This is a genomic window from Streptococcus sanguinis, assembly GCF_050225395.1.
Classification (GTDB): domain Bacteria; phylum Bacillota; class Bacilli; order Lactobacillales; family Streptococcaceae; genus Streptococcus.
The window spans coordinates 1724255-1750944 of the sequence record NZ_CP071431.1; the positions used below are offsets into that span (position 1 = coordinate 1724255).

Below are 26690 nucleotides of genomic sequence, written 5' to 3' on the forward strand. Positions count from 1 at the left end.
GACAGGACTTGTAAACTTGAGATGAATTAACTGCGGACCAGACTTAACTGCTTTTTCCACCGTTTCTTAAACAAGATATCAAAGAGGACCAGAGCCAGAGAAAGGATGACTGACACAAGGAGGTACTTTATCCATAGGGGGGCATCAGGGATGAAAGGCGGACTTTTTAGCAGACCGTAATTTCCTCCTGTCACTTGGTTAACACCGACTAGGAAAAGATTGAGCCCAAAGGTGTAGGCGACAATCATGTATTTCTTGAGCAAGGTCTTGTCGTAGTGATTCATCAGATAAATCAAGGAATTAACCAAAAGGGCATAGTGGCCAATTAAGAAAGAAATGCTGGTAATGTGCGGGAAATCATAGGGGTCAAAGACTGGGTAGCCCAAGGCAAAGACCGCTCCGCTGGCTCCTAAAAGAGCAAAATACTGCTTGCTGCGCCATTTGTCTGGCAGAAAGACCACCGCAAACATAGCCAGGCGGCAATGATAGAAGGGCAAACTATTGGAAAAGGGAATCCGAAAACCAAAATACCAGCTATAAAGCATCAGCAGTTGAGCAATCTGAATCCACTTAAAAGCCTTGACAAAACGCGGATTATCATGATATTTGAGCGAGCTCCAAATAGACAGCAAGACCAGAGCAATCATCACAGCATACCATAAAATCGAGATAGGCGGTGCCACCGTTTTTGCCGTAGTTAAAAAATCTTTCATAAATCCTCCATGAGATAATTAAGTTAGGGTGACTGTCTTGGTCTGCTCCACGCGCTTAAAAATTTCAGAAACCAAGCAGACTGCTGCACTTAAGACAATTGAGACAAGCAGATAATTGAGCAGGAGTCCGTGATTGCCGACAAGCGGCGGATCAGTGAGAAATCCATAAGAACCCTTTGTCAACATATTGATAACAAGCAAAAAAGCATTCATCAGAAAGGTCATCCACACCACTCGCTGCCAGCTCATAGAGAAAGTATGATAATATCTGAAAAGATAAATCAAACAATTTCCCAAGAGCGCTAGATGGCCGATGATAAAGGACAAAATAGTAATATGGGGAAAAGGGTAAGGATCGAAAATCGGATAAATAAAGGCTACAATCGAGCCAAAAGTCCCCAAAAGCGCAAAATAAAATTTATACACTGAGCGATTAGGCAGAAACATCAAGGCAAACATAGCCATTCTGCAATGATAAAAAGGCAGACTCTCAGACAGCGGGGCAGCAGCCAGCATATACCAAGAGTAGAGGCCTATCAGCTGGCAAGCTTGCATCCCGACAAATAGCCGCTGGTAAGGCTTCCGATTGTAGTAGCGATAGGAAAGCCAGATAATCGCAAAGACCAGCCCCAAAAGAACAAAATACCAAAGTCCCAGTTGAGGCGGTTCGGTTTTATAGGTTGTAAACATATCTCTTATTCCCATCTCCTAGGCTCCCATTCTAATATAAGTTTTGAACAAGGCTGAGTTTGCCTGTTGTTGCAATAATTTCTAGCTTTTTCAGACAAAAAGTATCCCAGAAACTTACTTAACTAATCCACATACTGTTCTCTGTCTCCTTGATAAATCTCCCAAAGGATTTCCAACTGTTCTTTTGTCGTCCGCTTAGAAGATAATTCTGGTAAAGATTGGATATCAAAGAAAGCTAACTCTTCTATTTCTGTATTAGGCTGAAAATCTCCATCCTCTATCTGACACTCGAAGACCAGTTTAGCATATTGCTTACTCTGAAATTGAAATTTATTGGTATCAAAAATTGCAAGCAGACGAGAAACTGAAACATTAAATCCCGTTTCTTCTTGGACTTCCTTGACGATATTTTCCTTAGGAGATAGGCCGACTTCACAAAAGCCGCCAGGTAAAGCCCAAGTTTTCTCATTTTTACCCTTGACCAAACAGACTTTTCCGTCTCGAACCAGTAAGGCGCGGACATCAATCAAGGGAGTGGCATAAAAATCCGTTGGGCGCAACAGCTCTGCCAATTCTTTCCCATCCAAATCTGACCAATCAGCCAGAAGGTGTCCCAAAAGCTGACGGAGTTCTAAGTAACGCTCTCGATCAAATTCATCACGACTAAATGCCAGTCCAGTCTCTGTAATAGAAAGGAGACGTTGAATGGTTTTTGCAGCTTCTTTAGTTTCCATCTTCCAAATCCTCTACCAGCTTAGCCAGATTCATGGAATTGCTGCCTTTGAGAAGAATTTGGTCGGTAGGAGTCAACTTCTCTCTGACAGCTTTAGTTAGTTGTTCAAACTGGTCTTTCTCGTCATTTTTGATAAAGTAAAGCACCTTGCCTGGCGGGTAAATCTCCTTGGCATAGTCATAGAGGGCTTCCATATCCTGTCCATAGAGGAAAAGGTCGGTCACAATTTCTGGATTGAGGCTGGTAATCATCGAGCCATGCATGGACTTAGAGTCCGCTCCCAGCTCTTTCATATCCGCCAGCACCGCCAATTTTCGTCCGCCTAGATTGGTCGGAATGGTCGAGAAAGTCTCAAGAATCAAGCGCATAGCTGTTGGATTGGCATTGTAGACATCCGATAAAATATCTGCGCCATTACCAGCTTTCTTCCACTCCGTTCGATTGCGGGTCAGCTCTAGCTCAGAAAAGGCTTGAGCAATAGCCGCCTCAGATATACCCTCCTGCAGAGCTGCATAGGCCGCAATCATGGCATTAGTTGCGTTGTACTTGCCAGTTACAGGCAGGTCAATCCTTTGCTCCAAAAAGTTGCATTCAAAGCTCAAGCTGTCCTTGCGCTCTTCCAGACGCGTCAGGAAGATATCCGCATCAGGACCAAAGCGAACCAGTTTACAGTCTGCTGGCAGAAATTCATTGACAATCTTATCCGCCGGAACGATCAAGAGACCATCTTTTCTCAAGCCATCTGCAATCTGCATCTTGCCTTGGGCAATCTCAGCTCGGCTGCCGAAAAATTCCAGATGGGCTTCTCCGACCAGAGTTACAATGCCGGTCTTAGGTTTGGCAAGTTCAGACAGGAGATGGATATCGCCCAAGTGGTCCTGCCCCATTTCTAAGACAAGTTTCTCTGTGTCCTCAGGCATGTGCAGTACTGTGTAAGGCAGACCGATTTCATTGTTGTAATTGCCCTGGGTCTTATAGGTCTTGTAAGTGGTTGCTAGTAGCTGGGCCAGCATATCCTTGGTCGTCGTTTTACCATTGGAACCTGTCACTGCCAGCACATCCACCTGCATCTTTTCCAGATAGTACTGGGCCAAGCGCAGAAAGGACGTCAGGACATCATCAACCAAGATGTAAGTCCCCTCTGCCACTGGGCGCTCAGATAGGGTGGCAGCAGCTCCCTGAGCAAAGGCTGTTGCGATAAAGTCATGGCCATCACGCGCCCCTTTAAGCGGCACAAAAAGGTCACCCGACTCAATCAAGCGGCTGTCAAACTCTGCATTTCTAAGCGCAACATTTTCAAACTGAGTCACATCATTTTTCGCAGATAGGACTTCTGCAATTTCATATAAATCTAATTTCATACTTCTTCCTCGTTTTTCGGTTTGCTCGCAAAAAGAAGGACCGAAAATTTTCAGCCCCTCTATTATATCATATTTTAGAGAAGATGCGCCTCTCTCTTGGCAAATGCCTCTTCAGCTAGGCCAACTAACTTCTCAATCAAGTCAGGATAGGCCAGCCCCATATTTTCCCAAAGCAATGGATACATAGACCACTGGGTAAAACCTGGCATGGTATTGAGCTCATTAAGGAAGACCTGACCATCTTCTGCATAGAAGAAATCACAGCGGGACAGTCCCAGACCGCCCAGAGCTCGGAAAGCGGCCTCTGCATTTTGACGCATCAGGCTCACTACTTCTTCTGGAATCTTAGCCGGAATATCCATGGTAATTTTATTATCAATGTATTTGGCTTCGTAGTCATAGAAAGCTACGTCTTTGACCACTTCTCCGGGCAGGGTACTCTTGACATCCACATTGCCCAGAAGCCCAACCTCAATCTCGCGAGCCGTCACTCCTTGCTCAACCAGCACCCGGCTGTCATATTTGAAGGCCAGATCCAGAGAAGCACGCAATTCTTCTCGATTTTCGGATTTAGAAATGCCGACACTGGAGCCCATATTGGAAGGTTTGGTGAAGACTGGATAGGTCAATTTCTCCTCGATTTCCTGGATTTTTTGCTCGAGATCCTCGCCATCAACCAGTGCTACATAAGGCACTTGGGCAATACCTGCCGATTCCAGCACTCGCTTGGTCGTGATTTTATCCATGGCTAGGCTAGAAGATAAAATATTACAGCCAACATAAGGCATTTTGAGTACTTCTAGGAAGCCTTGGATAGAGCCATCTTCGCCCATGGGACCATGCAGAACTGGAAAGACTACTGCTCCATCTTCGTAAATATCGCTGGGTTTGATCTTTCGAGACATGTCCACTGTGGCATTGGTCATCAGCTTCTCATCAGCCGCTGGCTTTGCTTCAAATTCCTGAGTTTGGATAAAAGCTCCGTCCTTGGTGATGAAGTAAGTCTTCACCGAGAATCTATCATAATTGACAGCCCGCATGACGCTCTCAGCTGATAAAACCGAAACTTCCCGCTCTGCACTGCGTCCGCCATACAATAAAATCAATCTTTGTTTTGCCATGATTTTTCCTATCATTTTCTAAAAATAGTACGATTTACAAAAGCTGCCATCTCGAGAAGAATCAGGCTCAAAAGCTTGGTTTTACACCTACCTAGCTGGTCGATTCTTCTAAGCAAGAGCTTCTGTATCAGTCCGTTTTAGTATATCACAATTCCCAGCATTTTTGAACAGAAAAAAGGACTCTTCCAGCCAGCTAAAGCCAGAAAAATCCTTGACGTTTACAATTCCGTCCGATTTTCGATAGCGCGAATCAGCGTAACCTCATCCGCATACTCAATATCGGAGCCAACCGCCAAACCACGCGCTAGGCGAGTCACCTTAATCCCAGCGGGTTTCAAGACCCGTGAGATGTACATGGAGGTCGCTTCGCCATCCGCAGTCGCATTAGTCGCGACGATAACCTCCGTCACCTCACTATCCATCAGACGAGTGATTAGACTTTTGAGATTGATATCGTCCGGTCCAACGCCGTTCATAGGCGAAATCAAGCCATGCAGGACATGATAAAGTCCGTGGTATTCTTGGATATTTTCCATGGCTGACACATCCCGGCTGTCCTCAACAATCAAAAGAGTTGATTGGTCTCGCGACTGGTCTTGACAGATAGCACAAGGGTCTTCGTCCGTCAGGTTGCCACAGACAGAGCAGTAGCTCAGCTCACGCTTAGCAGCCAGCAGATTCTTGGCAAATTCATTGACATCGTCATCGCTCATGCCAATAGTGTAAAAAGCCAGTCGAGTGGCTGTTTTGATGCCAATGCCGGGCAGCTTTGAAAAACTGTCAATCAGCTTGGCAATAGGGGTTGGGTAAAGCATAAAATCCTTTCTCTATTCTCAAAAATCTCCTCAAACCAGATTGCTGCACTTGCGTACTAACTGCTCTTAGCTTTCTATGTTTGCTGATGATTTTCATTGAGTGCTAATTCATAGGGTGTTGTTGATTGTATAGATTGATAATATCACGAGTGATACTGTGGCTGACAGTAGAAGATAGGTTCGTATTGTGAGGGAACACCACTGCCACCGCAATCTGTGGCTTCTCACTCGGTGCATAGGACACGACATTAGTATTGATGGCTTCTTTCTTGCCCTTGTCCACAAAGGTCTCAGCCGTACCAGTCTTGGCACTGATTGGCACACTCTCTCCCTGAGAAATTGTCCGGCCAGTCGTAAAGCCACTGCTGCCATGAACCACTTGATAGAAGCCTTGCTTGATAATGCTCATATCCTCGTCAGAGATATTGACCTGATTCAGCTCCTTGGTGTCAATTTTCTGCACCAAATCACCCAGTCCTCCTTGGTCGCTGTTGCCGTAAATGCCTTCAACGATATGCGGAGCCACACGCTTGCCATTATTAGCTACTGTTGAGGCATACTGGGCCAGCTGAAGCGTTGTATAGTTGTCAAACTGGCCGAACGAATTGGTCAGATAGTTGGCAAAGGTAAACTTGTCTGGAAGATAGCCTGTGGACTCATTTGGCAGGTCAATCCCTGTTGAAGTGCCCAAACCATATTCTGCAAAGGTGGACCGCAGCTTTTTCATGGACGGATCCAGCTCATCAAAATCCAGCTTCATATCCGCTGAGTAAGGCGTCCCCATCATCTTCAGCGCTACCTGCACCATATAGGTATTGGAAGAGTATTCCAAGGCCTCTTGGGCTGTGATAGCACGTGAACCATACTGGGTGAACCAAGAAGTGATACTGTCCGTACCGCCAAAGCTAATCGGCTGGTCTGTCAGGACTTGGTTGCCGCTAATGGCGTTATTCTCCCAGCCCGAGGTCAATGTTGCAGCCTTGACCACAGATCCCGGAACAAAGACATTGGTCATGGTTCCCAGAGCATCGACAGAGTTTTCTCCAGTTTCCAGATTGTGACGTATGCCTGCCATAGCTAAGACGGCGCCGGTATTGGGATCCATAGCTACGGCATAGACACCCTCAGAGTAAGTCGCATTGCCACTAGCCAACTCTGCATTAAAGGCATTTTTGAGAATGTCCTCTACTCCCTGCTGGAAGTTCAAGTCCACCGTCAGCTTGAGATTGTCGCCCTTGCTGCCGTCAGAGATATTTTCCACACTCTCCATATTACCATTTTTATCTAGATGAATCTCCTTCTCAGCTCGCTTGCCTTGAAGGACTGACTCATACTGCTTTTCCAGATAGGAGGTCCCCACCCGGTCATTGAGGGAGTAGCCTTTTTTCAGGTAATCATCCACTTCCTCAGCCGGAAGTCCAGTCTTTTCTGTCGAGATATTACCCACGATAGAAGCCAGTGAGGTATCCAAGACCTTGCGGTCCCAGCCCGTTGAGACACTGATACCTGGCAGCTCTTTGCTGCTGGAAGCCAGTACAGCTACCTGCTCTGTTGTTAGCGCATCTGTCTGGATGGTCCCCGTCGCAAAGTTGGAAATCGCATTCATCTGACTAAAGAGAACGATGGCCTTCTTTTCCTCATCCGTATAGCCCAGCTGCTTAGGGTCAATGCTCTCAGCTGCCGCTTTATAGATTTTGGACTCAGGCAGGCGGTTGCCGTCTGTATCAAATTTCTTGTCCTTGGGTAGCTTTTCCACTACTTCTTGATAGACTGCGCTGTCCGCCAAATAATAATCGACTTCTTGGCGGTCTGTCACCTCTGTATCGCTGACACTGACATAGGTCAGGAGCTTTTGAGCAGTCGCCCGAATCTCCCCAGCCGTCAGCCGGTTATCCCGTGTATAGGTCACTACCTGCTTGGTCGTATTTTCCACCAAAGGCTTGCCAGTAGCATCATAAATCTGCCCACGTACTGAGCTAGTCGTAATCTTGGTCTTGCTAGCCTTGGCCAACTTATCCGTGTAAAAGTCCTGATTGACCACCTGCATATAGCCTAGACGGGCAATCAAGGCTAAAAACAAAAGCATCACGATTCCAAACAGCAGATAAAGCCTTCTGGTGATGGAATGACTGTCAAATTTTCTCTTCTTCCTTGCCATCTTCTCTCTCATTCTAGTAAAAGTTCTGACCTTTATTTTACCATAAATCCAGCTCGATGAATGTTTCAAAACTGATAGAAAATCTGAAAATATGGACGAGTTAAGAGGAAATCCGCTAAACCACAGAACCTAAAAGACTTGCCGGCTAGGCTTCTAACAATCCTTGTCCTTCCTCTCTGGAAAAGCAAAGAACCTGAGAATAATCTCAGATTCCTTTAAGCTTATTTTCCAAGGTAGTATTCTTTTACTACGTTCAATTTTTCGTCAAATTCGAATACCAATGGTGGGAAGTTTGGAATTTCCACGTCCATGATTTCATCGTCAGACAATTGTTTGATGTGCTTCACAAGGGCACGGATTGAGTTACCGTGTGCACCTACAAAGACATTTTTGCCATCTTTCAAAGCTGGAGCAATCTTATCTTCCCAGAATGGAAGGGCACGCTCAAGCGTAACTTTCAAGTTTTCAGCATCTGGAATAACTGAGTCGTCCAGTGAAGCATAACGACGGTCAGTGTGTGCTGAGTGCTCATCATCGCGATCCATGTTTGGAGGCAATACATCGTATGAACGACGCCAGATATGCACTTGCTCATCACCAAATTGCTCAGCTGCTTCTGCCTTGTTTTTACCAGTCAGACCGCCATAGTGACGCTCGTTCAAACGCCATGATTTTTCAACTGGTACCCAAAGCTGATCAGCCGCTTCCAAAGCAAGGTTAGTTGTCTTAATCGCACGCTTCAATACTGAAGTGTAAGCTTGGTCAAACTCGATACCAGCTTCTTTAATCAGTTTACCAGCGTCGATTGCTTGCTGTGTACCTTTTTCAGACAAGTCAACATCAGCCCAACCAGTGAAAAGGTTCGCTTTGTTCCATTCAGACTCACCGTGGCGAGCAAAAACTAATTTTACCATTAGATGGATTCTCCTTTTATTTTCCGAGGCAGTCCCCGTTTATCTATTCTATTTTACAAAATTTTCGCCTAAAAAGCTAGCCTATTTCGTCAAATCAGACGTTTTTCAGCAAGAAAGCGCTTTTGTATTTCCGAGCAGAAACCTTTGCCCTAACACCCACCAGATAGATAAACCTCGTTGGCTTCCTTAAGCCACCAAGTCCGCCGCCTGTCTATCAACTGATAAATAAGCAGTAAGCCAGACACAATCCAGATAGAGAGCATATTGACAAAAATGAAAAGTTCTACACCTTTAGCATGCTGGGCCGGAGTTAGCTGGCTATGTTTACCTATAAAGACATCTCCTTCAACCCCATAAATCTTTGGCATAATAATATTAATAAAGCAAATAACAGCGATAAAAGTAACAAGCCGAACAGGCCAAGAATAAAGGATTTTATGAAAACGCTCAAATCCTAAAGAAAAAGTAGAGAAACGTTTAAAGCGTTCTTTGCCCATAAAAAAGATGAATAAAGGAATGTAGCCTTCATAAGTGAAGCTAATCATTGTAGGCGTATGACGGCTAGCAATGAAAAAGCTAGAAAAGCCGTAATCTCCAGTGGTTAAAATCCAACGGCTTAAAAATTCTGGAAGAAAAATAGCTGGTATCACAAACAAAGCTGCTGAAAATTCCCTTCCAAATCTTACACTCCATACTCGCTGCATCTTCTCCCATATCAGGTGCAGACGTGCTTTGTCCGCGCCTTTCTTAGGAAAATTCTCTTTTATGAGTCCACCGCAAGAGGGGCAAATGGGATAGCCAGCTTCCTCTTCAAAGAGAAGATGACGACATTCCAAAAGAGGCGATTCATCACTGTCTGACAACTCATCCAGCCATTTCTTTCTCCACCAGAACATAAGACCTCCTAAAAATCTAACCTACCCACAAAGTAATACCCCTTAAAGATTTCGATACTACAGACTTATGGCGAATTTACCTATATTGTAAATCCTTCAGAACTCTTTGAATCTCTTTGTACAAGGCTTTATTCTGCTTTCATTATATCAAAAGAGAATTGGCCTGTAAAATAACAGCATAAATATATAAGGTATTATCCTTAAAATATATGATCTTGCTAAGTGCTGTACTTGACTAGGTATCAACGTCTCTATGCTCAGATAATATCCTGCGAACATGCCTTGCTAAAACACATAGAAAAAGGCTAAGAGACATAAGTTCTAGCCTTTCTTTTTATTAGAAATAGAATCTTGACGCAATAGCTGATTGCTCAAGTACTGCTTTGAAGTTGCTGATTGAATTTGCGAAGCGAGTCACAACTTTGTTCGTCTTTAGGCTCCAAAAAGCTGCTAATAATCCTCGCAGTCACACCGCCCCTTGCTGGCATTGGGGGCATAGGCCATAGACAGTCGTTTGGCTTTGGGTGATGTGGTAGCCAGTCTGCACTTCAGCCTCATGCTTCACATCTGGAAGTTCCAGCTCCATATCAGCGATACGGCCGCATTTTTCACAGATGACATTGAGATGCTGATGGCCCATAAAGTCAAAGTAGGTCGTCGTATCATTGCGAACCTTGAGCTCAGCGACAAAACCCTCATCAATCAGAACCTTGAGATTATTATAAACTGTTGCCAGACTCATATTAGGAAAATTGGGCTTCAAGTCCTGATATATCATTTCAGCGCTAGGATGGTCGTGACTTTGGATAATATAGTCAATTACCGCCTTCCGCGTTTCTGTAATGCGCACACCCTTGGCGCGCAAATGGCCAATTACTCGGTCAAAGTCATGCTGATGTTCTTGTTTCATTATTTACTCCGTTGTAGCCTCTCATCTAAGTCATTACCATTATACCATGACTAGGCTTACTTGGCTATTAAGAATGATTGTAAATAAGACCTAAAATTTTTAAATTCTATCAGTGCCTTGATTTTCCTGCCAAAAATAAAAAGCCTGCTATTCCCAACAAAAGTTGAGATAACAGACTTTTCATTTATTCTAGATTTTCAAAGCTTTTTACTGAAGCTTAATCTTAGTCACGCTGACGTTTGGTCAAGCCAACTGCTCCTCCAAGAGCCAAGAATCCAAGAATCAGCATCCAGACAGATGTATCTTGGCCGGTCTTAGGCAGAATTCGTTTCTTGCCAATCTCTTTAACTTGAGCATCTACAAGCAAGCGGTTGGTTACATTCATGCCTTCAGCTTGATTGTTGTAGCCTTCCACTTCGTCCTCGCGGACACTATAGATGATTTCTTTTCCATCCTTGAAGCGAGGCAGGTTTTCAAAGCTGTATTTCCAGCCCATCGCCTCATCAACAGTTACGCTGATGCCTGTATCCTGTCCATCTGCAAGTAAATGAACAAGGACACTCTGTGGTCGGCGACCTGCAGCGTTATCATTGTCAATCCAGATCACACTGCCAGTAAGCGTAGTTGAGTCAGCTGCGAAAGTCCAAGTACCGACAAAGTGAACATCTGCACCATTAATGGTTGCTTCGTTCTTGTCATATGACTGGAAGCTCCAGGTACCGTCAGATGTTTCAACTTCTGTCTTCACTAGTTGTGTTGGAGTGGCTTTCGTACCGTCGGCTAAATCAAGTTTGTCGGCTGGAAGCAAGGATTTAACTTCTTGTGGCAATTCCTTACCTGCTGTACCGCTGACAAATTCATGTGTAGCCTTGTAAGTTGGTGCCGGACTAGGTTTTGCCACAAACGTCCAAGTTCCAACAAATTTAGCGTCTGCACCATTAATAGTTGCTTCGTTCTTGTCATATGACTGGAAGCTCCAGCTGCCATCAGATGTTTCAACTTCTGTCTTGACCGGCTGTGTTGGAGTGGTCTTAGTGCCGTCTGCCAAATCAGATTTATCAGTTGGAAGCAAAGCCTTCACTTCTTGTGGCAATTCCTTACCTACTGTACCACTGACGAACTCCTGAGTTGCCTTGTAAGTTGGCGCTGGTGTAAAGTCCCAAGTGCCGACAAAGTGTGCATCCGCTCCGTTAATAGTCTCTTCGTTCTTATCATACGACTTAAAGGTCCAAGTGCCGTCGGCGGTCTTCACTTCTGTCTTAGATGGCTGGGTCGGGGTGGACTTAGTACCATTCTCCAGATTCTTTTCTGTTTCTGGTGTTAGGTCTTTGATTTCCTGCGGGAGTTCCTTACCAGCAGTGCCACTGACAAATTCATGTTTCTTTTCATAGAGCAAGTCAGTAGTAACTTGATTAGATGGTGCTGAAAGATTATCTACTTTTAAAGTCACGGTATTTGCAATCGTTGCAGCACCCTTTTCTGCTAACTTTTGATTGGTTGCAGTCTTGTAGGTAATGACAATATCCTGAGAAGAATTTGCTTTAACATACTCCGGTGTCATCTTGACCATAACGGTCTGACCTTTCTTTTCAATCGTGTAATCACGACCTTCCTGCAAGGCATTACCGCCAGCCTCAACCTTGAGCTCCTTGTAATCCAGACGCTCGTCAAAGGTTTCAGTCATCTCAATAGTAGTCGGGGTAGCCAAAATATCCTTACCAGGAACTGGAATCTTGAAGGTTCCCTTATAAGTCACCTCTTGACCTTCCTTAGCTGGAATCTTAACTGGATCCACTTCTAAGACTGGCTTGGGATCAACTTTTTCAATATAAAGACCAAAGACTGCCGAGCAAGCTTCTGTTGATAAATAACCGAAATTCAACGTGTTATCTGCAGAACGAACGGCCAAACCAGAGATGTTGTTTTCATTAGCAGCACCGCTAGTTGAAGTCGTTGCTTCCCAAATTGTCCGACCGCTCTGATCTGTTTGATTCAAAGCATTGGCATTGTTCATCAAGCGCTTATCAACAGCATTTTTATAATCATTAATATAGAAAGACTCTTTTAGACCAAAACCGTCAACTACATCAATGTCAGTCGGTTTCATAACCAACTTCAAATCTGTATCCGAACCATCCGCATAGCGTAGCTCTGCTGTAACATCAGCCTCCACCCAGAAAGCTTTGTTCATAATGTTATTATGGGCCGCATCCACATATGGGATATTCCCAATCTCAAAAGCGCTTCTCTCCCACAACTCTGAAATAGAGAAAAATTCAACTGCATTTTTTTGAGTATCATTCATCTGAGCTTCTGCTGTAGATGAGTTCAGATAGTGGAGTGTTACCTTATTAAAAGTCAGATAGGCATCTACTTGTTTTCCATAAGCCGTTCCAACATTAGAGAACTTAAGAGAAAGCGGCTTATTAAAGACCTGATCTGCTTTTTGAGACTTGTCTACTTTGATGGTGAAATTTTCCATTTCTCCAGGATAAACTGCTCCCAGATACTCATAGTTTGGATTAGTCAAATGAACCTGTTCAATCGCCTCTGACTTAGAAAGAACACTGACATTGTTAACATTCAAGTCAAACTTATGAATATTCAACTTGGACAAATCCGTGCCATCCTTCAGCTCCTCCAAGGCAGACAAGGTCTGAATGGGGAGCAGAAAGATTGAAAAAAGCACAACAAATAATCCTATCAGCAAGCGAAATTTGCTGCCATAAGGATTAACAGGACGCAATGAGCCCTGAAGTGGTTTCCATTTCATTTCTTACCTCCTAAACTTTTTCAATGATTTCGCAATCATTACACAAAAAGAAATGCTCTCTTCATTTTATCATAAACACCTATGATTTAAAAGCACTTTTGCTAAAATTTTAAACTTTTTATTTTAAGTCTTTAAAAAAGTTTGTCTCTTATCATTTTCTTTTGTTTAGAGACAAATTCCTTCACTTTAATGCAAAGTAAAAACTCCAAGAAAGTTCATAAATCAACTTTCTCGAATCACCTAAATCTCTTATTAAGCTCAAGAAATGAGAGCAAAAAGAAAAACCTGACATACTCGCCAGAGGCAAGTGTATCAGGCTTTATTAACCAAAATTATTTTACAGCGTCTTTAAGAGCTTTACCTGCTTTGAAAGCTGGTACTTTAGAAGCTGCGATTTTGATTTCTTTACCAGTTTGTGGGTTGCGGCCTTTACGTGCTGCACGCTCACGAACTTCAAAGTTACCAAAACCGATAAGTTGAACTTTTTCACCTTTTGAAAGGTACTCAGTTACAGCTGCGAATACAGCGTCAACTGCTGCTGCTGAATCTTTTTTAGTCAATTCTGTAGCTTCTGCTACTTTTGCGATCAAATCTTGTTTGTTAGCCATTTAACAAATCCTCCAAATTTTTTCTGGGTTAATAACCCTAACAAATATTATCATATCTAAAAAAAGCATTCAGGTCAAGTACTAAACCGCTATTTTCTAAATTATTATGGTTTTATTCGTAACGAATCAGCACAGCCCAAGCATTTTCCCCAGTATGCGTCTGAATAATGGACCCTGTTTCCAGCACTGAAATAGGTTTCTTGACATATGGCTGTAAACTTTCCTTCATTTCTAGTGCCAATTCTGGACTGCCTGCATAGGAAATTCCAATTTCAGCCACTTGTTTGTTTGGCAGACTTACTGTCAAATCATCCAGCCATTTCTTAAAGGTCTTAGCGCCCCTTCCCTTGACAATGGGCTCCAGCTGATGATCCTTCATTTGCATGATAACTCGGATATTGAGCAGGGAGCTAATCAAACCAGAAACTCGGCCTATACGGCCTCCTTTAACCAGATTTTCTAAGGTAGAGAGACCGATGTAGAGCTCTGTCTTTTCCTTCACTTCCTCTATTTTAGTCAGAATCTCCTCTAGGCTAACTCCTTCCTTGGCCAGTTTAGCTGCTTCAGTGACTTGGAACTTCATAGCCTGATCAATAAAAGAGCTGTCAACAACCGTCACATCAGCATTAGCCAAAGTCGCTCCTTGACGGGCTGCTTCGACAGTTCCTGACAAGGCATGAGACATGTGAATGGAGATAATCTGTGCTCCATCCTCTGCCAAGCGCTCAAAAACATCAGCAAAGACTCCGACAGGCGGCTGGCTGGTTTTAGGAAGATTGCGACTAGACTGCATAAGACGAAGGAACTCACCTTCCTCTAGGTCTGCATCCGAATAGACCACCCCGTCCACCATAACAGAGAGAGACACAATTGTAATGTCTAATTCCTTAGCAACCTCCGGTTCAATGGTTACGGATGAGTCAGTTACGATTTTTATTTTTGTCATAGATTTCCTACTCTGTATCTAAATTTTAACTTGTTATTACACTACATTATACCAAATTTTTATGGTTTTGTGGGGGAATATTCGCTAAAATCACAGCTCAGGCCAAGCGTTTCCTAAATTTAATCTGCTTGTTTTAGTTTTTTAATCTTTTTGCGCTTCTTTAAAATTAGATGAAAAAGTGTTTACATGCCGCTTTTTTTAGCTTTATTGGGGAAAATTTTGGGAAAAAGCTGGTTTTCAAAGAGAAACTCAGCAAAAAAAGATTGGATTTTCCCAATCTTTTTTCAGTCTTCAGCTACCAAACCATCATTTTTTATAGCATACTGCTCTATAATGCCATTATGGCCAAAGAGAACTCCATGGAGGACTCCTCCATAGACAGCTCCGCCATCCATTCCAATCTTGCCATCCTCAGTCATCCATAGTTGCTTAGTACCTGGCGCTTCATGCAAGAGGTAAAATGTCGGTGTATGGCCAAAGACAATCGTTTTGCCAGTCTGATTGCTGCCTTCGTGAAAAGGAGCACGAATCCAAACCTTTTGATAATCACTGGTTTCTCGCCAGTCTTTCAGCTCCAAATCTAGACCAGCATGAACAAAAATGTACTGTTCCGTCTCCAATAGGAAAGGCATCTGGCGAATAAAATCTACTAAATTGGCCGTCTCCGTCTTGACACGTTCCGCGTCTGCTACTCCATCTACAGGAGCATTAAGAGGTCGGCCTAAAAGCGAATTAATCGTCGTATCTCCGCCATTGCGTCGGTAGTGGTCATAAGACTTTTCAGGATTATCCAGCCAGGTCAGAAACATATACTCATGATTGCCAGAAAGACAGATAGCTCCTTTCTGATCCACTAAATCCTTGACCCGCTCCAAAACCGCTCGGCTGTCCTCGCCACGATCTATCAAGTCCCCTAGAAAGACTAGTTGGCTGCGACCGTCCCAATGCTGGATCAGCTCATCCAGCATACCAGCCTTGCCATGGACATCACCGATTGCAAAATGTTCTGTCATACTCGTCACCTCCTAAAGGAGACCGAAACACTAGTGTCTCAGTCTCGATTGTTTATTTCTTTAATAATTCTCTGGCTTGAGTCAAAGCAGCCTCCGTCACATCTTCGCCAGCCAGCATCTTAGCAACTTCCTGAACACGCTCGTCAGCCGTCAGCAAGCGAACCGTTGAGACGGTTGAATTCTCATCCGAAATCTTCTCAATAAAGAACTGATAATCGGCAATCGCAATAACCTGCGGCAAATGGGAAATAGCCAAGACTTGGCCGTTGGAGCCAATCTTGTGAATCTTCTGAGCAATAGCTTGGGCCACTCGGCCAGAAACGCCCGTATCCACTTCGTCAAAGACAATGCTGGTCTTGCCTTCCTTACGAGAAAAGGCAGACTTGATAGCCAACATGAGACGGGAGAGCTCCCCGCCAGACGCAACCTTCACCAAAGGTTTGAAATCCTCGCCCGGATTTGCTGAGATGTAAAACTCTACTTGTTCATTGCCTTCACGGTTGAACTTGCCCTTACTGAACTGCACTTTAAAGCGCGCCTTTTCCATGTAGAGGTCCTGCAGCTCTTGCTTGATTTCCGCTTCCAGCTGGGCTGCTAGGCCGTGACGGGCCTGACTTAGCTCCTGAGCTAGCTCTACCAGCTCTCTCTCCAAGGCCTTCAGCTCTCGGTCCATATCCTCTGAGGACAAGTTACTTCCAGTTAAAAGGCTGTATTCTTTGGAAATTTGAGCAAAGTAATCCAACACATCATCTACCTGACCGCCGTATTTACGTGTGATGCTGTTAATCAAGTCTAAGCGACTCTCCACCTGCAACAGCCGATCTCCGTCAAAGTCCAGTCCATCTAAAATATCCTCTAGGCGCTTGCTGACATCTTCCAAGACATAATAAGTCTCTGACAAGCTGCCTGAAAGCTCCTTGTAGGCTGGATCGTAATCCTCGATAGACTCAAGGTCATTCATAGCTGAGCGGACATTGGTCAAACTGGAAAAATCTTCATTATCCAGCATAGTATAGGCATTCGTCAGCGTATCGGCAATGAACTTGTGGTTGAGCAGGCGGTCTCGTTCCTGATGCAGGGCAGTATCTTCACCGCTTTTGAGGGCTGCGCTCTCAATCTCCGCCATCTGAAACTCCAGCATCTCAACCCTGGCCTTATGCTCCTGCTGATTTTTCTGCAAAATCAGGACTTGCTTGCGCAGGCTTCGATAGCGGTCAAAGGTCTCCTGATATCGGCCTTTGAGATTTAAAAAGTCTGCTGAGCCAAACTCATCTAGCATGGCAATATGAAGCTGGGGTCTCATCAGCTCTTCCTGATCATGCTGACCATGGATATCCACCAAGTGCTGGCCGACAGCCTTTAGAACAGACAGATTAACCATCTGACCGTTGATACGGCTGACACTACGGCCGTTTTGCAGAATTTCCCGACGGATAATCAGCTCATCGGTCAGTTCCCAGCCCTGCTCCTCAAAAATCTCTCGCAAAGCTCTGCTATTTTCCAGAGAAAAAAGTCCCTCTATCTCAGCTTTGGGCGCTCCATGACGAATAACATCCGTCGTGGCACGGCTGCCCAGCATCATGTTCATCGCATCAATAATAATAGACTTGCCGGCTCCAGTTTCCCCGGTCAAAACCGTCATTCCTTGCTCAAAATTAAGGGATATCTCCTCAATAATGGCAAAATTTTTAATCGAAATTTCTAATAACATAGGCTTTCCTACCAATGGTGAATGATGGTTGCAATCCTTGCAGCTGCTTCCTCTGTCATCATAACCATCAAAATGCTGTCGTTGTCTGCCAAGATACTGAAAATATCCTCAGCAAATTCATTTCTAAGATGGCGCTTGACCAGTGCTGTGCTCCCCGGAACCAGACTGAGATTGATCATATTTCCCAAAACCTGACAGGACAGGATGTTATTTTCAGCCAAGCCCAGACTGCTAGTCATGGTCTTAGGCAGCTCGTAGATATAGGTGTTATCCTTGAGCGGTATCTTGACAATGCCCAGCTCCTTGATATCCCTAGAGACCGTAGCCTGCGTCGCTGTAATCCCAGACTCCCTGAGATGTTCTACAATTTCCTCCTGTGTGCCAATGTCATAGTCACTGACAAAGCGTCTAATCTTTTCTAATCTATCTTTCTTATTCATCCTTAAATTCCTTGTGTGCTGCCTCTACGACAGCTGTCATCATTGCTGAATCAAGAGGCTGCGGCTTTGTGCTCTTTTCTAAATAGGCCAGAAATTCCACATTGCCCTGACCGCCCTGAATAGGCGAAAAATCCAGTCCCCTAACAGAAAATCCAGACTCCATCATAAATGCTATGACCTTTTCCAGAACTGCCAGATGGACCTTTTTATCCTTGACAATCCCTTTTTTCCCAATCTGCTCGCGGCCCGCTTCGAACTGGGGCTTGATCAATGCAACCACTTGGCCATCCCGAGCCAAAATCTCATGCAGAGCTGGCAAAATCAAACTCAGCGATATAAAGCTGACGTCAATACTGGCAAAGCTCGGCTCCTGCTCAAAGTCAGTCCTTTGGGCATAGCGAAAATTAAACTGCTCCATGCTGACAACCCGCTCATCCTGTCTGAGCTTCCAAGCCAGCTGATTAGTACCGACATCTACTGCATAGACCAGCTTAGCTCCGTGCTGCAGCATGACATCTGTAAAACCGCCGGTCGAAGCTCCGATATCCAAGGTCACTCGGTCAGTGACCGAAATATCAAACACTTGCAAAGCCTTTTCTAGCTTGAGGCCGCCTCGGCTGACATATCTGAGTTTCTCACCTTTTAAGCGCAGCTCTGTGGCTGTGTCAATCTTTTCACCCGGCTTGTCAAAGCGCTGGCCATTGGCCACAGCAATGACCAACCCAGCCATTACACCACGCTTAGCCTGCTCTCTGGTCTCAAAGAGCCCTTGTCTGTAGGCCAGCACATCTACTCTTTCCTTAGCCATTCAATCTCAAACTTTCTATTATCTTTTGAATTTTTCCACCTGAAAACACTGTCTTCTCTTCCAAGTCTGACAGAATAACCACAGCTTCATCAAGGGTCTGATTGAAAAAGTTCTTAGCTCCATCCAGTCCCAGAAAGGCTGGATAAGTCGACTTGGCCGCAGCTAAATCTTTCCGCGGGGTTTTACCCAGCTTTTCAAAGCTGGCTGTCACATCCAAAATATCGTCCCGCACTTGAAAGGCCAGCCCTAAGAGCTCTCCAATCCTACGAAGCTTGTCTTGAACAGGCTGCTCGGCCTCAGCAATCAAACCAGCTGCGACAAAGGGATACGTCAGAAGTTTTCCAGTCTTATTGGCATGGATATTTTTTAAATCTTCCAGACTAATTGCTTGACCTTCGCCTTGCATGTCCAGAACTTGACCTGCGACCATACCAAAGCTCCCTGCTGCCAGAGACAACTCAGAAATCAAGTCCACCTTGACCTGACTAGGCAGCTCAGCCCTTGCCAGTAGTCCATAGGGGTCCAAAAAGAGAGAATCACCCGCTAAAATAGCCATATCCTCTCCAAACTTCTTATGGCTAGTCAGGCGGCCGCGACGATAGTCGTCATCATCCATAGCTGGCAAATCATCATGGATAAGGCTACCAGTGTGAATCATCTCAAGAGCCGCCGCGACCTGATAGTGGGCCTCAGCCAGCTCTAGGCCAAAAGCTTGAATCAACTCCAATAGCAATAGGGGACGAATTCGCTTGCCGCCTGCCTGCACCGAATACAAAATAACTTCTGATAAATCCGACGACACTTGCTGAGACCTATAAAAATCTTCAATCGTCAGACCGATTTTTTCCAATTGCTCGTTTCTTGTCATTCCATTTCCGTTTCTGTGCCGTCTGCCTGCATGACCTTAACCAAGGTCTTTTCTGCCTTGTCCAGACTAGCCTGGAGTTCCTTTGAAAGCTTCATCCCCTTTTGGAATTCCGCAATCGCCTCTTCTAGCGCTACATCACCATTTTCCAGCTTTTGGACAATGACTTCCAAGTCTGCTAAGTTTTCTTCAAATTTCTTTTCTTTGGACATGTTTTACCTCTACTTCCAGCTGCCCATCCCGCATGAGCAGGGTCAGCTCATCTTTTTCTTCAATGCCTGCACTTGATTCGACAACCTTTTGATTCTTTTGGACAATAGCATAGCCACGCGCCACGATTCGACTGGTATCCAGCATAAGCAAGGCCTCGGACAATCTCCTGACTTGAGCCACCTTGTTATCATAAATAACTGCCATATTACTGCGCAGTAAGCGCTCCAACTGGGCAGTCTGCTCCTGAAGACGCTGAACGCGACTGAGCGGATTCAATGCTTCCAAACGATGCTGCAAGATTTTGACCCGCTGTTGCTCTTCACTATAATATTCGCGAATTTTTTGCTTGAGTCGCAGGTTGAGCTGGTCTAACTTCTGCAGATGACCATCGTAAAGCCGTTCTGGCTGTCTGAAGATAACCGACTGGGTCAGCTTATTTAACCTCTCTCGATAATAGCTCAGGCGATTGGAAATCGCTCGAGACATGCGGTTTTCCTGCTGCTGCAAATGGCCCAGCAGGTCTAGCTTGGTGACCGGTGTTGCTAGCTCAGCCGCAGCCGTCGGAGTCGCAGCCCTGCGATCTGCTACAAAGTCCGCCAAAGTCGTATCTGTCTCATGGCCGACACTAGAGATAACAGGAATCCGAGACTCAAAAATAGCCCGAACCGTTTCCTCTTCATTGAAAGCCCAGAGATCTTCAATAGAACCGCCACCTCGACCAATAATCAGTACATCCAAATCCGACCGCTCATTGGCCAGTCTGATGTGGTCAGCAACCTGAGCTGCAGCACCATCTCCCTGCACTTTTGTCGGATAAAGGACAATCTCCACTCCCGGAAAGCGACGGCTGACCGTCGTGATAATATCCCGGATGACCGCTCCGCTGGGACTGGTTACGACACCGATTTTCTTAGGAAATTGGGGCAAGGCTTGCTTGAATTTATCTTGAAAAAGCCCTTCTTCTCCCAGTTTTTTCTTGAGCTGTTCAAACTGGATAGCCAAAGCCCCGATACCATCTGGCTCTGCCTTTTCAATAATAATAGAATAGGAACCGTTCGGCTGATAGAGCTGCACCCGGCCAATGACATTGATTTTCATGCCTTCTTCCAGCTCAAAGCCCAACTTCTGATAGACACCAGACCAAATCGTAACCTGAATGACGGTCTTCTCATCCTTCAATGAAAAATGCTGGTGATTGGGACGCCGGCGGAAATTGGACACTTGGCCAGTCAGATAGACCCGCTCCAAATAAGGATCCCGCTCAAACTTCATCTTCAGATACTTGGTCAAGGTCGAAACCGACAAATACTCTGGCATGCCCTTTTCCTTTCTTTTCTAGTTTTTCAGTAACTTTTATTATAACAAAAAACTGCATAAAAAACCGATTACAAAGTCTAAAAATTCCCTGAAAAGCAAGAAAAAAACTGGGCTTCCACAAAAGAAACCCAGCTGACTTAAAACCCAAGAAAAAGTCTACTGACTCACCTCCTTCATCCACTTTGGAATGACCCTGCTGATTGCCGTTGGCAGGACGACATAAGCTTCCTGACTCAAATCATCTGCGATAAGGGAGTGAAGAAGTGTTGCAGCCGCCACTCGCTCAAAGAGGCTGCTGGACTTGAACTGTCCTGCAAATGCGGCAATCATACCAGCAAGCGTATCCCCCATGCCGCCAGTTGCCTGATAAGGTCCGCCTACTGTCAGCTCAAAGACTTGTTCTTGCCCACTTTGATAGATGGTCGTCCCATGCTTTTTCTGCACAACAATACTACCTAGAGGCAGCTGATTGACTGCTACCTGATTGGCTGCCGCTGTCTGATCTGACAAGCTCAAACCCGCTAAGCTTTCCCACTCCTTCTGGTGAGGGGTAAAAACTGTTTGGGCTTTTGGAAATGGCAAAGCTGCCTTGCTAAAGAGTGAAATGGCTCCGCCATCCATGATGAGTATCTGCTGTTCTGCCACAGTCTGGACTACCTTTTGTAGGATATCTAGACCTAGTTGATTCTCCGCCAAGCCAGGACCAATCAAGACTAGATCTGATTTGGTTAGTTGCTCTGTCAATCGGTCTTGCTCCTCTAGGTCAAAGGCCATGGCCTCCGGTAAATGACTGTGCAGAGGGGCGATATTTTCTCTGTCTGTAGCAACAGTCACCAGACCGGCCCCACTATTGACTGCTGCCAAAGCTGCCATGATAATGGCGCCCCCATAAGGATAGGTCCCCCCAATCAGTAAGAGACGGCCGTAGTCGCCCTTGTGACTATCCAAGGGACGTTCCCTAATGACTCTTTTTAAAATATTTTCAGCATTTTTTGACATGATATTCTCCTAGATCAACTTCATCCTGCACTTGTCTCAAGATGACCAAACCTATCTTCATTATACACCAAAAGGCACCTAAACAGGTGCCTCGTATCGCAAGAAAGTTATTTTTCTCGGAAATCTGCAAATTTTTGTAAGATTCTTGCTGCGACTGCCTTGGGTAAATTTTCCTGAAAGGCGACCTGCTCATCCGCATAATCGCTCAAGCCTGGGAAATCACCAACCTGCACAGCATAGAGAGAATTCTTAAAGAGCTGGATATCATTTTGATCATTACCAAAAGCTACATAATCCGAACCGCAGAGTTCCTTTACAGTTGAAGCTTTATTGGTTTCAGCCGGATTGATATAAAAACATTTCTCATGTTCATGATAGTCTAGACTCAGATTGGGCAAATTTCCAAAACGAGCCTGTAAATCGTCTAAGAGCTGCTCATGATTCCCCATGTATATAACAACCTTAATGGGATGCTGGAGTTCACTCAGTTTCAGATGTCTTGCTCGCTTGAGAGGATCTACACTGGCAATAAAAGGAATTTTTTCTAAAATCTGGCCGCTGTAGTCAAAAGTATTATCAACGAAAAAAGGCAAATTATAGGTCAAACAAGTATCTAGAATGGCTTGATAACTTGACTGATGCAGCTGACGCTCAAACATCAGCTGTCCATCTTGATAAGCCACTCCGCCGTTCAGGCCAATCACAATCTGCTGGCTCAATTCCGGACCTAATAGTCCCAGACAATCCCGATAGGAGCGCGCCGAAGCAAACAGAACTTCATGCCCAAACTGAGGAGCCGTCAGCAGAACCTGCTTAATCTCCTCATCAATCGTCATATAATCAAAGGACAAGGTCCCATCCAAATCAAAAACAAATTTCATGATTCAAGACTCCGTTTAAATGCTTGGTAGGTCTGCTCCATTAGCATGGTAATGGTCATAGGCCCAACACCTCCAGGTACTGGGGTAATCAGACTGGCAATTTCAGACACTTCATCAAATTGAACATCGCCAATCAGCTTGCCATTTTCATCCCGGTTCATACCGACATCAATGACAACGGCCCCCTCCTTGACAAAGTCCTTGGTCACAAAATGTCCACGTCCGATAGCCACCACCAAAATATCTGCCCGCTTAGCAGTCTTGGCTAGATTGTGAGTCCGCGAATGCGTTAGAGTAACCGTCGCATTCTTAGCCAAAAGCAGCTGAGCCATGGGTTTACCGACAATATTACTCCGCCCGATGACGACCGCTCGCTTGCCTTCCAGTTCAACGCCATATTCATGGAACATTGCCATAATTCCTGCAGGAGTAGCTGGAATCATAACCGGATGGCCGCTCCATAGCTTACCCATATTAAGCGGATGAAAGCCATCAACATCCTTGTCTGGATCAATGGCCAACAACACAGCTTCATCATCGATATGGTCAGGCAAGGGCAGCTGGACCAAAATGCCATGCCAGTCAGGATTTTGATTATAAGTTTCAATCAAGCTCAAGAGCTCTTCCTGGCTGGTCTCTTCTGGCAGACGTTCTACCTTACTCCGAAAGCCAGCAGCCAAGGCTGAGCGCTCTTTATTACGTACGTAGATTTGACTGGCTGGATTATTTCCCACCACAATCACTACCAAGCCCGGTACCTGACCTGTCTTTTCTTTGAGGCGAGCCGTTTTTTCAGCTAATTTTTTCTGAAGCTTCTCTGCCAAACCTCTACCATCAATAATCTGGGCCATGTCATTCTCATTTCTTTTTCATTATCTTTTTCATTATACCAAAAAAATCTGTGCCCAACCTATAACTTTTTCTTATACAAGGTTATAAGGCGAGGATTCATTGGCAGCTAGTGGTAAAATTTTCAGACCTACTAAATCTTTTTCAAAATAAGATAAAAAGGGTAAAAATAAAAAGCAGCTAAGTGCTTTTTAGTAGAGTAATTCATAAATTTCCATTGCAATCAAATCGATGCTGTCGAAAGTATAGGTCTCACGCGCTGCAACATCACGCAAGGTGAAGACAGAGCCGTTTTCTTCGTCGTAACTGTAAGCTACTTCAGCCACAACCACTCCTTCACGCTCAAAATTACGTTTTAAATTTCCGCCATCCTTAGCCATAGCTTCTAAGCGGTTGATAATTCTAACTAAATGTGATTCCATTTTGTTTCTCCTATTTACTTAGTTCCCTCTTATTTTACCATAAATAGCGACTGAAATACCACTAAAAGCCAATTTTTTGCAATTTTTCAAGAATTTGTTTTCATTCTGCTCGGTCTAAGGGAGGATTTTGTAGTAAATTCTTGCAAAGTTCGAGAATACTGATATAATGAAAATATAAAACTTTGACTATTTTTGACCTTTAATCATTTCTATAAATAGCTTGCACACTAAAAGAAAAGAGGTAACTGCATGCTTTGCCAAAATTGTAAAATCAATGAATCTACGATTCACCTTTATACCAATGTAAATGGCCATAAACAGCAGGTGGATTTGTGCCAAAACTGCTACCAAATCATGAAAACAGACCCCGAACATTCCTTGTTCGGCGGAATTGCTAATGCCAACAATCACGGAACAGATCCTATTGATGACTTCTTTAACAGCCTCAGCAATTTTCAACAGCCTCAGGAACCAACTACTCCTCCTACCCAATCTGGCGGAGCCTATGGAGGCGGTGGCGGCTACGGTTCCAATCCTAGCAAGGGTGGTCAGCCTCAGCCAAGTCCGCAAAAGCCAAAAGGCCTGCTGGAAGAGTTTGGTATTAACGTGACTGAGTTGGCTCGCCGAGGCGAGATTGATCCTGTTATTGGCCGTGATGAAGAAATCGTCCGTGTCATTGAAATCCTCAACCGCCGCACCAAAAACAATCCTGTTCTCATAGGAGAGCCAGGAGTCGGAAAAACAGCCGTGGTTGAAGGCTTGGCCCAGAAAATTGTCGATGGTGATGTGCCTCATAAACTCCAAGGCAAGGAAGTTATCCGCCTAGACGTTGTCAGTTTAGTACAGGGAACTGGTATCCGTGGCCAATTTGAGGAGAGAATGCAGAAGCTTATAGATGAGATTCGTTCTCGTCAGGATGTCATTCTCTTTATTGATGAAATCCATGAAATTGTCGGAGCAGGCTCTGCTGGCGATGGCAATATGGACGCTGGGAACATCCTCAAACCAGCTCTGGCTCGCGGTGAGCTCCAGATGGTCGGAGCAACCACCCTCAATGAATACCGTATCATTGAGAAGGATGCAGCACTGGAGCGCCGCATGCAGCCAGTTAAGGTAGATGAGCCGACTGTTGAAGAAACCATTACCATCCTCAAAGGGATTCAGAAAAAATACGAAGACTACCATCACGTCAAGTACACGGATGCGGCTATTGAAGCTGCTGCGCTTCTCTCCAACCGCTACATCCAAGACCGCTTCCTGCCAGACAAGGCTATTGACCTCTTGGATGAGGCTGGTTCTAAGATGAATCTGACCCTCAACTTTGTCGATCCCAAGGTCATTGACCAACGTCTGATTGAGGCTGAAAACCTCAAGGCTCAAGCGACGCGTGACGAAGATTTCGAGAAGGCGGCTTACTTCCGCGACCAGATTGCCAAGTACAAGGAACTCCAGCAGACAAGTGTGCTAGACAAGGACACTCCGATTATCAGCGAGAAAACGATTGAGCACATCGTAGAGCAAAAGACCAATATCCCAGTTGGCGACCTCAAAGAAAAGGAACAGTCTCAACTAGTCAATCTTGCCAGTGACTTAAAGGCCCATGTCATCGGTCAAGACGATGCCGTAGATAAGATTGCCAAGGCCATCCGCCGCAACCGGGTCGGACTAGGAAGTCCTAATCGCCCAATCGGCAGCTTCCTCTTTGTCGGACCTACTGGTGTCGGTAAGACTGAGCTGTCTAAGCAACTAGCCATTGAGCTCTTTGGCTCGGCTGACAGCATGATTCGCTTTGATATGAGTGAATATATGGAAAAACACAGCGTGGCCAAGCTAGTCGGTGCTCCTCCGGGCTATGTCGGCTATGATGAAGCTGGTCAATTGACTGAGCGCGTCCGCCGCAATCCTTACTCACTTATTCTGCTGGATGAGGTGGAAAAGGCCCATCCCGATGTTATGCACATGTTCCTGCAGGTTCTAGATGATGGCCGCCTGACTGATGGCCAAGGCCGGACTGTCAGCTTCAAGGACACCATTATCATCATGACATCCAATGCCGGAACTGGCAAAGCTGAAGCCAGCGTTGGCTTTGGAGCAGCGCGTGAAGGCCGCACTAACTCCGTTTTGGGTGAATTGGGCAACTTCTTCAGTCCTGAGTTTATGAACCGCTTTGACGGCATTATCGAATTCCAGGCGCTCAGCAAGGACAATCTGCTGCAAATCGTCAACCTTATGCTAGACGATGTCAATCAACGCTTGGCAACCAACGACATTCATCTGGATGTTACGGAGAAGGTCAAGGAAAAATTGGTTGACCTGGGCTACGATCCGAAAATGGGGGCTCGCCCACTGCGCCGTACCATTCAGGACCATATCGAAGATGCTATTACTGACTTCTATCTGGAAAATCCAAGCGAAAAAGAGCTCAAAGCTATCATGACCAGCAATGGCAAGATTCTCATCAAGTCAGCAAAGAAAACTGAAAGCACAGAGTCCGTTCATTCATCTCAAGAAGAAAAATAAATTTCGACAAAATA

Annotated in this window: 26 protein-coding genes; 1 reads left to right on the forward strand and 25 read right to left on the reverse strand. The window is 44.9% G+C overall.

What is annotated here, in order from left to right; genetic code table 11:
- Positions 1 to 26: 26 nt before the first annotated feature.
- The 25 genes from J1C81_RS08350 to J1C81_RS08470 form a co-directional block, all read right to left on the reverse strand.
- A complete protein-coding gene (locus tag J1C81_RS08350) occupies positions 27 to 713 on the reverse strand; it encodes a TIGR02206 family membrane protein (RefSeq protein WP_002915667.1) in 687 nt (228 codons plus the stop codon).
- An 18-nt stretch (positions 714 to 731) separates the two neighbouring features.
- Positions 732 to 1418 carry a TIGR02206 family membrane protein gene (locus J1C81_RS08355; RefSeq protein WP_002915669.1) on the reverse strand — a complete coding sequence of 229 codons (687 nt, stop codon included), beginning with the start codon at positions 1416 to 1418 and terminating at the stop codon, positions 732 to 734.
- A 107-nt stretch (positions 1419 to 1525) separates the two neighbouring features.
- On the reverse strand, positions 1526 to 2137 hold the full coding sequence (locus tag J1C81_RS08360) for an NUDIX hydrolase N-terminal domain-containing protein (RefSeq protein WP_002915670.1): 612 nt from the start codon (positions 2135 to 2137) through the stop codon (positions 1526 to 1528).
- The gene (locus tag J1C81_RS08365; RefSeq protein WP_002915671.1) at positions 2127 to 3497 is read right to left on the reverse strand and encodes a UDP-N-acetylmuramoyl-tripeptide--D-alanyl-D-alanine ligase; all 1371 of its coding nucleotides are present in this window, start codon (positions 3495 to 3497) and stop codon (positions 2127 to 2129) included. Before J1C81_RS08365 ends, J1C81_RS08360 begins: the two co-directional genes overlap by 11 nt.
- A 74-nt stretch (positions 3498 to 3571) precedes the next feature.
- Positions 3572 to 4618 (reverse strand): D-alanine--D-alanine ligase, encoded by a 1047-nt coding sequence (locus tag J1C81_RS08370; RefSeq protein WP_032909750.1) that lies wholly within the window; start codon positions 4616 to 4618, stop codon positions 3572 to 3574.
- A gap of 218 nt (positions 4619 to 4836) precedes the next feature.
- A complete protein-coding gene (recR, locus tag J1C81_RS08375) occupies positions 4837 to 5433 on the reverse strand; it encodes a recombination mediator RecR (RefSeq protein ID WP_002902619.1) in 597 nt (198 codons plus the stop codon).
- A 103-nt stretch (positions 5434 to 5536) separates the two neighbouring features.
- Positions 5537 to 7603 (reverse strand): penicillin-binding protein PBP2B, encoded by a 2067-nt coding sequence (gene pbp2b, locus J1C81_RS08380; RefSeq protein WP_002915673.1) that lies wholly within the window; start codon positions 7601 to 7603, stop codon positions 5537 to 5539.
- Between the two features lie 209 nt (positions 7604 to 7812).
- Positions 7813 to 8505: a phosphoglycerate mutase gene (locus J1C81_RS08385; protein WP_002898001.1), complete on the reverse strand. Its 693-nt coding sequence runs from the start codon at positions 8503 to 8505 to the stop codon at positions 7813 to 7815.
- Positions 8506 to 8654: 149 nt separating this feature from the next.
- Positions 8655 to 9401, reverse strand: coding sequence for a hypothetical protein (locus J1C81_RS08390; protein WP_002915674.1), 747 nt, complete (start codon positions 9399 to 9401; stop codon positions 8655 to 8657).
- Between the two features lie 466 nt (positions 9402 to 9867).
- Positions 9868 to 10311 carry a Fur family transcriptional regulator gene (locus tag J1C81_RS08395; protein ID WP_002915675.1) on the reverse strand — a complete coding sequence of 148 codons (444 nt, stop codon included), beginning with the start codon at positions 10309 to 10311 and terminating at the stop codon, positions 9868 to 9870.
- 223 nt (positions 10312 to 10534) lie between these two features.
- Positions 10535 to 13084 (reverse strand): LPXTG-anchored SHIRT domain periscope protein, encoded by a 2550-nt coding sequence (locus J1C81_RS08400; RefSeq protein ID WP_002915676.1) that lies wholly within the window; start codon positions 13082 to 13084, stop codon positions 10535 to 10537.
- Between the two features lie 332 nt (positions 13085 to 13416).
- Entirely contained in the window at positions 13417 to 13692 is a 276-nt protein-coding gene (locus J1C81_RS08405; protein WP_002896125.1) for an HU family DNA-binding protein, read from the reverse strand.
- A gap of 112 nt (positions 13693 to 13804) precedes the next feature.
- Positions 13805 to 14638 carry a DegV family protein gene (locus tag J1C81_RS08410; RefSeq protein ID WP_002915677.1) on the reverse strand — a complete coding sequence of 278 codons (834 nt, stop codon included), beginning with the start codon at positions 14636 to 14638 and terminating at the stop codon, positions 13805 to 13807.
- A gap of 284 nt (positions 14639 to 14922) precedes the next feature.
- On the reverse strand, positions 14923 to 15651 hold the full coding sequence (locus tag J1C81_RS08415; RefSeq protein WP_002915678.1) for a metallophosphoesterase: 729 nt from the start codon (positions 15649 to 15651) through the stop codon (positions 14923 to 14925).
- Positions 15652 to 15703: 52 nt separating this feature from the next.
- Positions 15704 to 17362: a DNA repair protein RecN gene (gene recN / locus J1C81_RS08420; protein ID WP_002915679.1), complete on the reverse strand. Its 1659-nt coding sequence runs from the start codon at positions 17360 to 17362 to the stop codon at positions 15704 to 15706.
- An 8-nt stretch (positions 17363 to 17370) separates the two neighbouring features.
- Entirely contained in the window at positions 17371 to 17802 is a 432-nt protein-coding gene (locus J1C81_RS08425; RefSeq protein WP_002915680.1) for an arginine repressor, read from the reverse strand.
- Positions 17795 to 18610 carry a TlyA family RNA methyltransferase gene (locus tag J1C81_RS08430; RefSeq protein WP_002915681.1) on the reverse strand — a complete coding sequence of 272 codons (816 nt, stop codon included), beginning with the start codon at positions 18608 to 18610 and terminating at the stop codon, positions 17795 to 17797. Before J1C81_RS08430 ends, J1C81_RS08425 begins: the two co-directional genes overlap by 8 nt.
- Entirely contained in the window at positions 18603 to 19478 is an 876-nt protein-coding gene (locus J1C81_RS08435; protein ID WP_002915682.1) for a polyprenyl synthetase family protein, read from the reverse strand. Before J1C81_RS08435 ends, J1C81_RS08430 begins: the two co-directional genes overlap by 8 nt.
- The gene (locus tag J1C81_RS08440) at positions 19475 to 19687 is read right to left on the reverse strand and encodes an exodeoxyribonuclease VII small subunit (protein ID WP_002896137.1); all 213 of its coding nucleotides are present in this window, start codon (positions 19685 to 19687) and stop codon (positions 19475 to 19477) included. Before J1C81_RS08440 ends, J1C81_RS08435 begins: the two co-directional genes overlap by 4 nt.
- Entirely contained in the window at positions 19665 to 21005 is a 1341-nt protein-coding gene (gene xseA, locus J1C81_RS08445; protein ID WP_002915683.1) for an exodeoxyribonuclease VII large subunit, read from the reverse strand. Before xseA ends, J1C81_RS08440 begins: the two co-directional genes overlap by 23 nt.
- Positions 20950 to 21186 (reverse strand): hypothetical protein, encoded by a 237-nt coding sequence (locus tag J1C81_RS08450; RefSeq protein WP_002915685.1) that lies wholly within the window; start codon positions 21184 to 21186, stop codon positions 20950 to 20952. The genes xseA and J1C81_RS08450 overlap by 56 nt, the downstream gene beginning before the upstream one ends.
- Positions 21162 to 22004, reverse strand: a complete 843-nt coding sequence (locus J1C81_RS08455) for an NAD(P)H-hydrate dehydratase (RefSeq protein ID WP_002915687.1) — start codon at positions 22002 to 22004, stop codon at positions 21162 to 21164. The genes J1C81_RS08450 and J1C81_RS08455 overlap by 25 nt, the downstream gene beginning before the upstream one ends.
- A 107-nt stretch (positions 22005 to 22111) precedes the next feature.
- The gene (locus J1C81_RS08460; protein WP_002915688.1) at positions 22112 to 22885 is read right to left on the reverse strand and encodes an HAD hydrolase family protein; all 774 of its coding nucleotides are present in this window, start codon (positions 22883 to 22885) and stop codon (positions 22112 to 22114) included.
- Entirely contained in the window at positions 22882 to 23736 is an 855-nt protein-coding gene (locus J1C81_RS08465) for a bifunctional methylenetetrahydrofolate dehydrogenase/methenyltetrahydrofolate cyclohydrolase (RefSeq protein ID WP_002915689.1), read from the reverse strand. The genes J1C81_RS08460 and J1C81_RS08465 overlap by 4 nt, the downstream gene beginning before the upstream one ends.
- A gap of 189 nt (positions 23737 to 23925) precedes the next feature.
- Complete coding sequence (locus J1C81_RS08470; protein ID WP_002896146.1) at positions 23926 to 24156, reverse strand: DUF1797 family protein; 231 nt, start codon at positions 24154 to 24156, stop codon at positions 23926 to 23928.
- A gap of 249 nt (positions 24157 to 24405) precedes the next feature.
- Between J1C81_RS08470 and J1C81_RS08475 the strand changes: the two genes are divergently transcribed.
- Complete coding sequence (locus J1C81_RS08475) at positions 24406 to 26676, forward strand: ATP-dependent Clp protease ATP-binding subunit (RefSeq protein ID WP_002915692.1); 2271 nt, start codon at positions 24406 to 24408, stop codon at positions 26674 to 26676.
- The last annotated feature ends 14 nt before the right edge of the window (positions 26677 to 26690 follow it).

Excerpts from the sequence above, each read along its gene's own strand:
- J1C81_RS08350 (WP_002915667.1), bottom strand. The coding sequence starts at position 713 with ATGAAAGATTTTTTAACTACGGCAAAAACGGTGGCACCGCCTATCTCG.
- J1C81_RS08355 (WP_002915669.1), bottom strand. The coding sequence starts at position 1,418 with ATGGGAATAAGAGATATGTTTACAACCTATAAAACCGAACCGCCTCAA.
- J1C81_RS08360 (WP_002915670.1), bottom strand. The coding sequence starts at position 2,137 with ATGGAAACTAAAGAAGCTGCAAAAACCATTCAACGTCTCCTTTCTATT.
- J1C81_RS08365 (WP_002915671.1), bottom strand. The coding sequence starts at position 3,497 with ATGAAATTAGATTTATATGAAATTGCAGAAGTCCTATCTGCGAAAAAT.
- J1C81_RS08370 (WP_032909750.1), bottom strand. The coding sequence starts at position 4,618 with ATGGCAAAACAAAGATTGATTTTATTGTATGGCGGACGCAGTGCAGAG.
- recR (WP_002902619.1), bottom strand. The coding sequence starts at position 5,433 with ATGCTTTACCCAACCCCTATTGCCAAGCTGATTGACAGTTTTTCAAAG.
- pbp2b (WP_002915673.1), bottom strand. The coding sequence starts at position 7,603 with ATGAGAGAGAAGATGGCAAGGAAGAAGAGAAAATTTGACAGTCATTCC.
- J1C81_RS08385 (WP_002898001.1), bottom strand. The coding sequence starts at position 8,505 with ATGGTAAAATTAGTTTTTGCTCGCCACGGTGAGTCTGAATGGAACAAA.
- J1C81_RS08390 (WP_002915674.1), bottom strand. The coding sequence starts at position 9,401 with ATGTTCTGGTGGAGAAAGAAATGGCTGGATGAGTTGTCAGACAGTGAT.
- J1C81_RS08395 (WP_002915675.1), bottom strand. The coding sequence starts at position 10,311 with ATGAAACAAGAACATCAGCATGACTTTGACCGAGTAATTGGCCATTTG.
- J1C81_RS08400 (WP_002915676.1), bottom strand. The coding sequence starts at position 13,084 with ATGAAATGGAAACCACTTCAGGGCTCATTGCGTCCTGTTAATCCTTAT.
- J1C81_RS08405 (WP_002896125.1), bottom strand. The coding sequence starts at position 13,692 with ATGGCTAACAAACAAGATTTGATCGCAAAAGTAGCAGAAGCTACAGAA.
- J1C81_RS08410 (WP_002915677.1), bottom strand. The coding sequence starts at position 14,638 with ATGACAAAAATAAAAATCGTAACTGACTCATCCGTAACCATTGAACCG.
- J1C81_RS08415 (WP_002915678.1), bottom strand. The coding sequence starts at position 15,651 with ATGACAGAACATTTTGCAATCGGTGATGTCCATGGCAAGGCTGGTATG.
- recN (WP_002915679.1), bottom strand. The coding sequence starts at position 17,362 with ATGTTATTAGAAATTTCGATTAAAAATTTTGCCATTATTGAGGAGATA.
- J1C81_RS08425 (WP_002915680.1), bottom strand. The coding sequence starts at position 17,802 with ATGAATAAGAAAGATAGATTAGAAAAGATTAGACGCTTTGTCAGTGAC.
- J1C81_RS08430 (WP_002915681.1), bottom strand. The coding sequence starts at position 18,610 with ATGGCTAAGGAAAGAGTAGATGTGCTGGCCTACAGACAAGGGCTCTTT.
- J1C81_RS08435 (WP_002915682.1), bottom strand. The coding sequence starts at position 19,478 with ATGACAAGAAACGAGCAATTGGAAAAAATCGGTCTGACGATTGAAGAT.
- J1C81_RS08440 (WP_002896137.1), bottom strand. The coding sequence starts at position 19,687 with ATGTCCAAAGAAAAGAAATTTGAAGAAAACTTAGCAGACTTGGAAGTC.
- xseA (WP_002915683.1), bottom strand. The coding sequence starts at position 21,005 with ATGCCAGAGTATTTGTCGGTTTCGACCTTGACCAAGTATCTGAAGATG.
- J1C81_RS08455 (WP_002915687.1), bottom strand. The coding sequence starts at position 22,004 with ATGTCAAAAAATGCTGAAAATATTTTAAAAAGAGTCATTAGGGAACGT.
- J1C81_RS08460 (WP_002915688.1), bottom strand. The coding sequence starts at position 22,885 with ATGAAATTTGTTTTTGATTTGGATGGGACCTTGTCCTTTGATTATATG.
- J1C81_RS08465 (WP_002915689.1), bottom strand. The coding sequence starts at position 23,736 with ATGGCCCAGATTATTGATGGTAGAGGTTTGGCAGAGAAGCTTCAGAAA.
- J1C81_RS08470 (WP_002896146.1), bottom strand. The coding sequence starts at position 24,156 with ATGGAATCACATTTAGTTAGAATTATCAACCGCTTAGAAGCTATGGCT.
- J1C81_RS08475 (WP_002915692.1), top strand. The coding sequence starts at position 24,406 with ATGCTTTGCCAAAATTGTAAAATCAATGAATCTACGATTCACCTTTAT.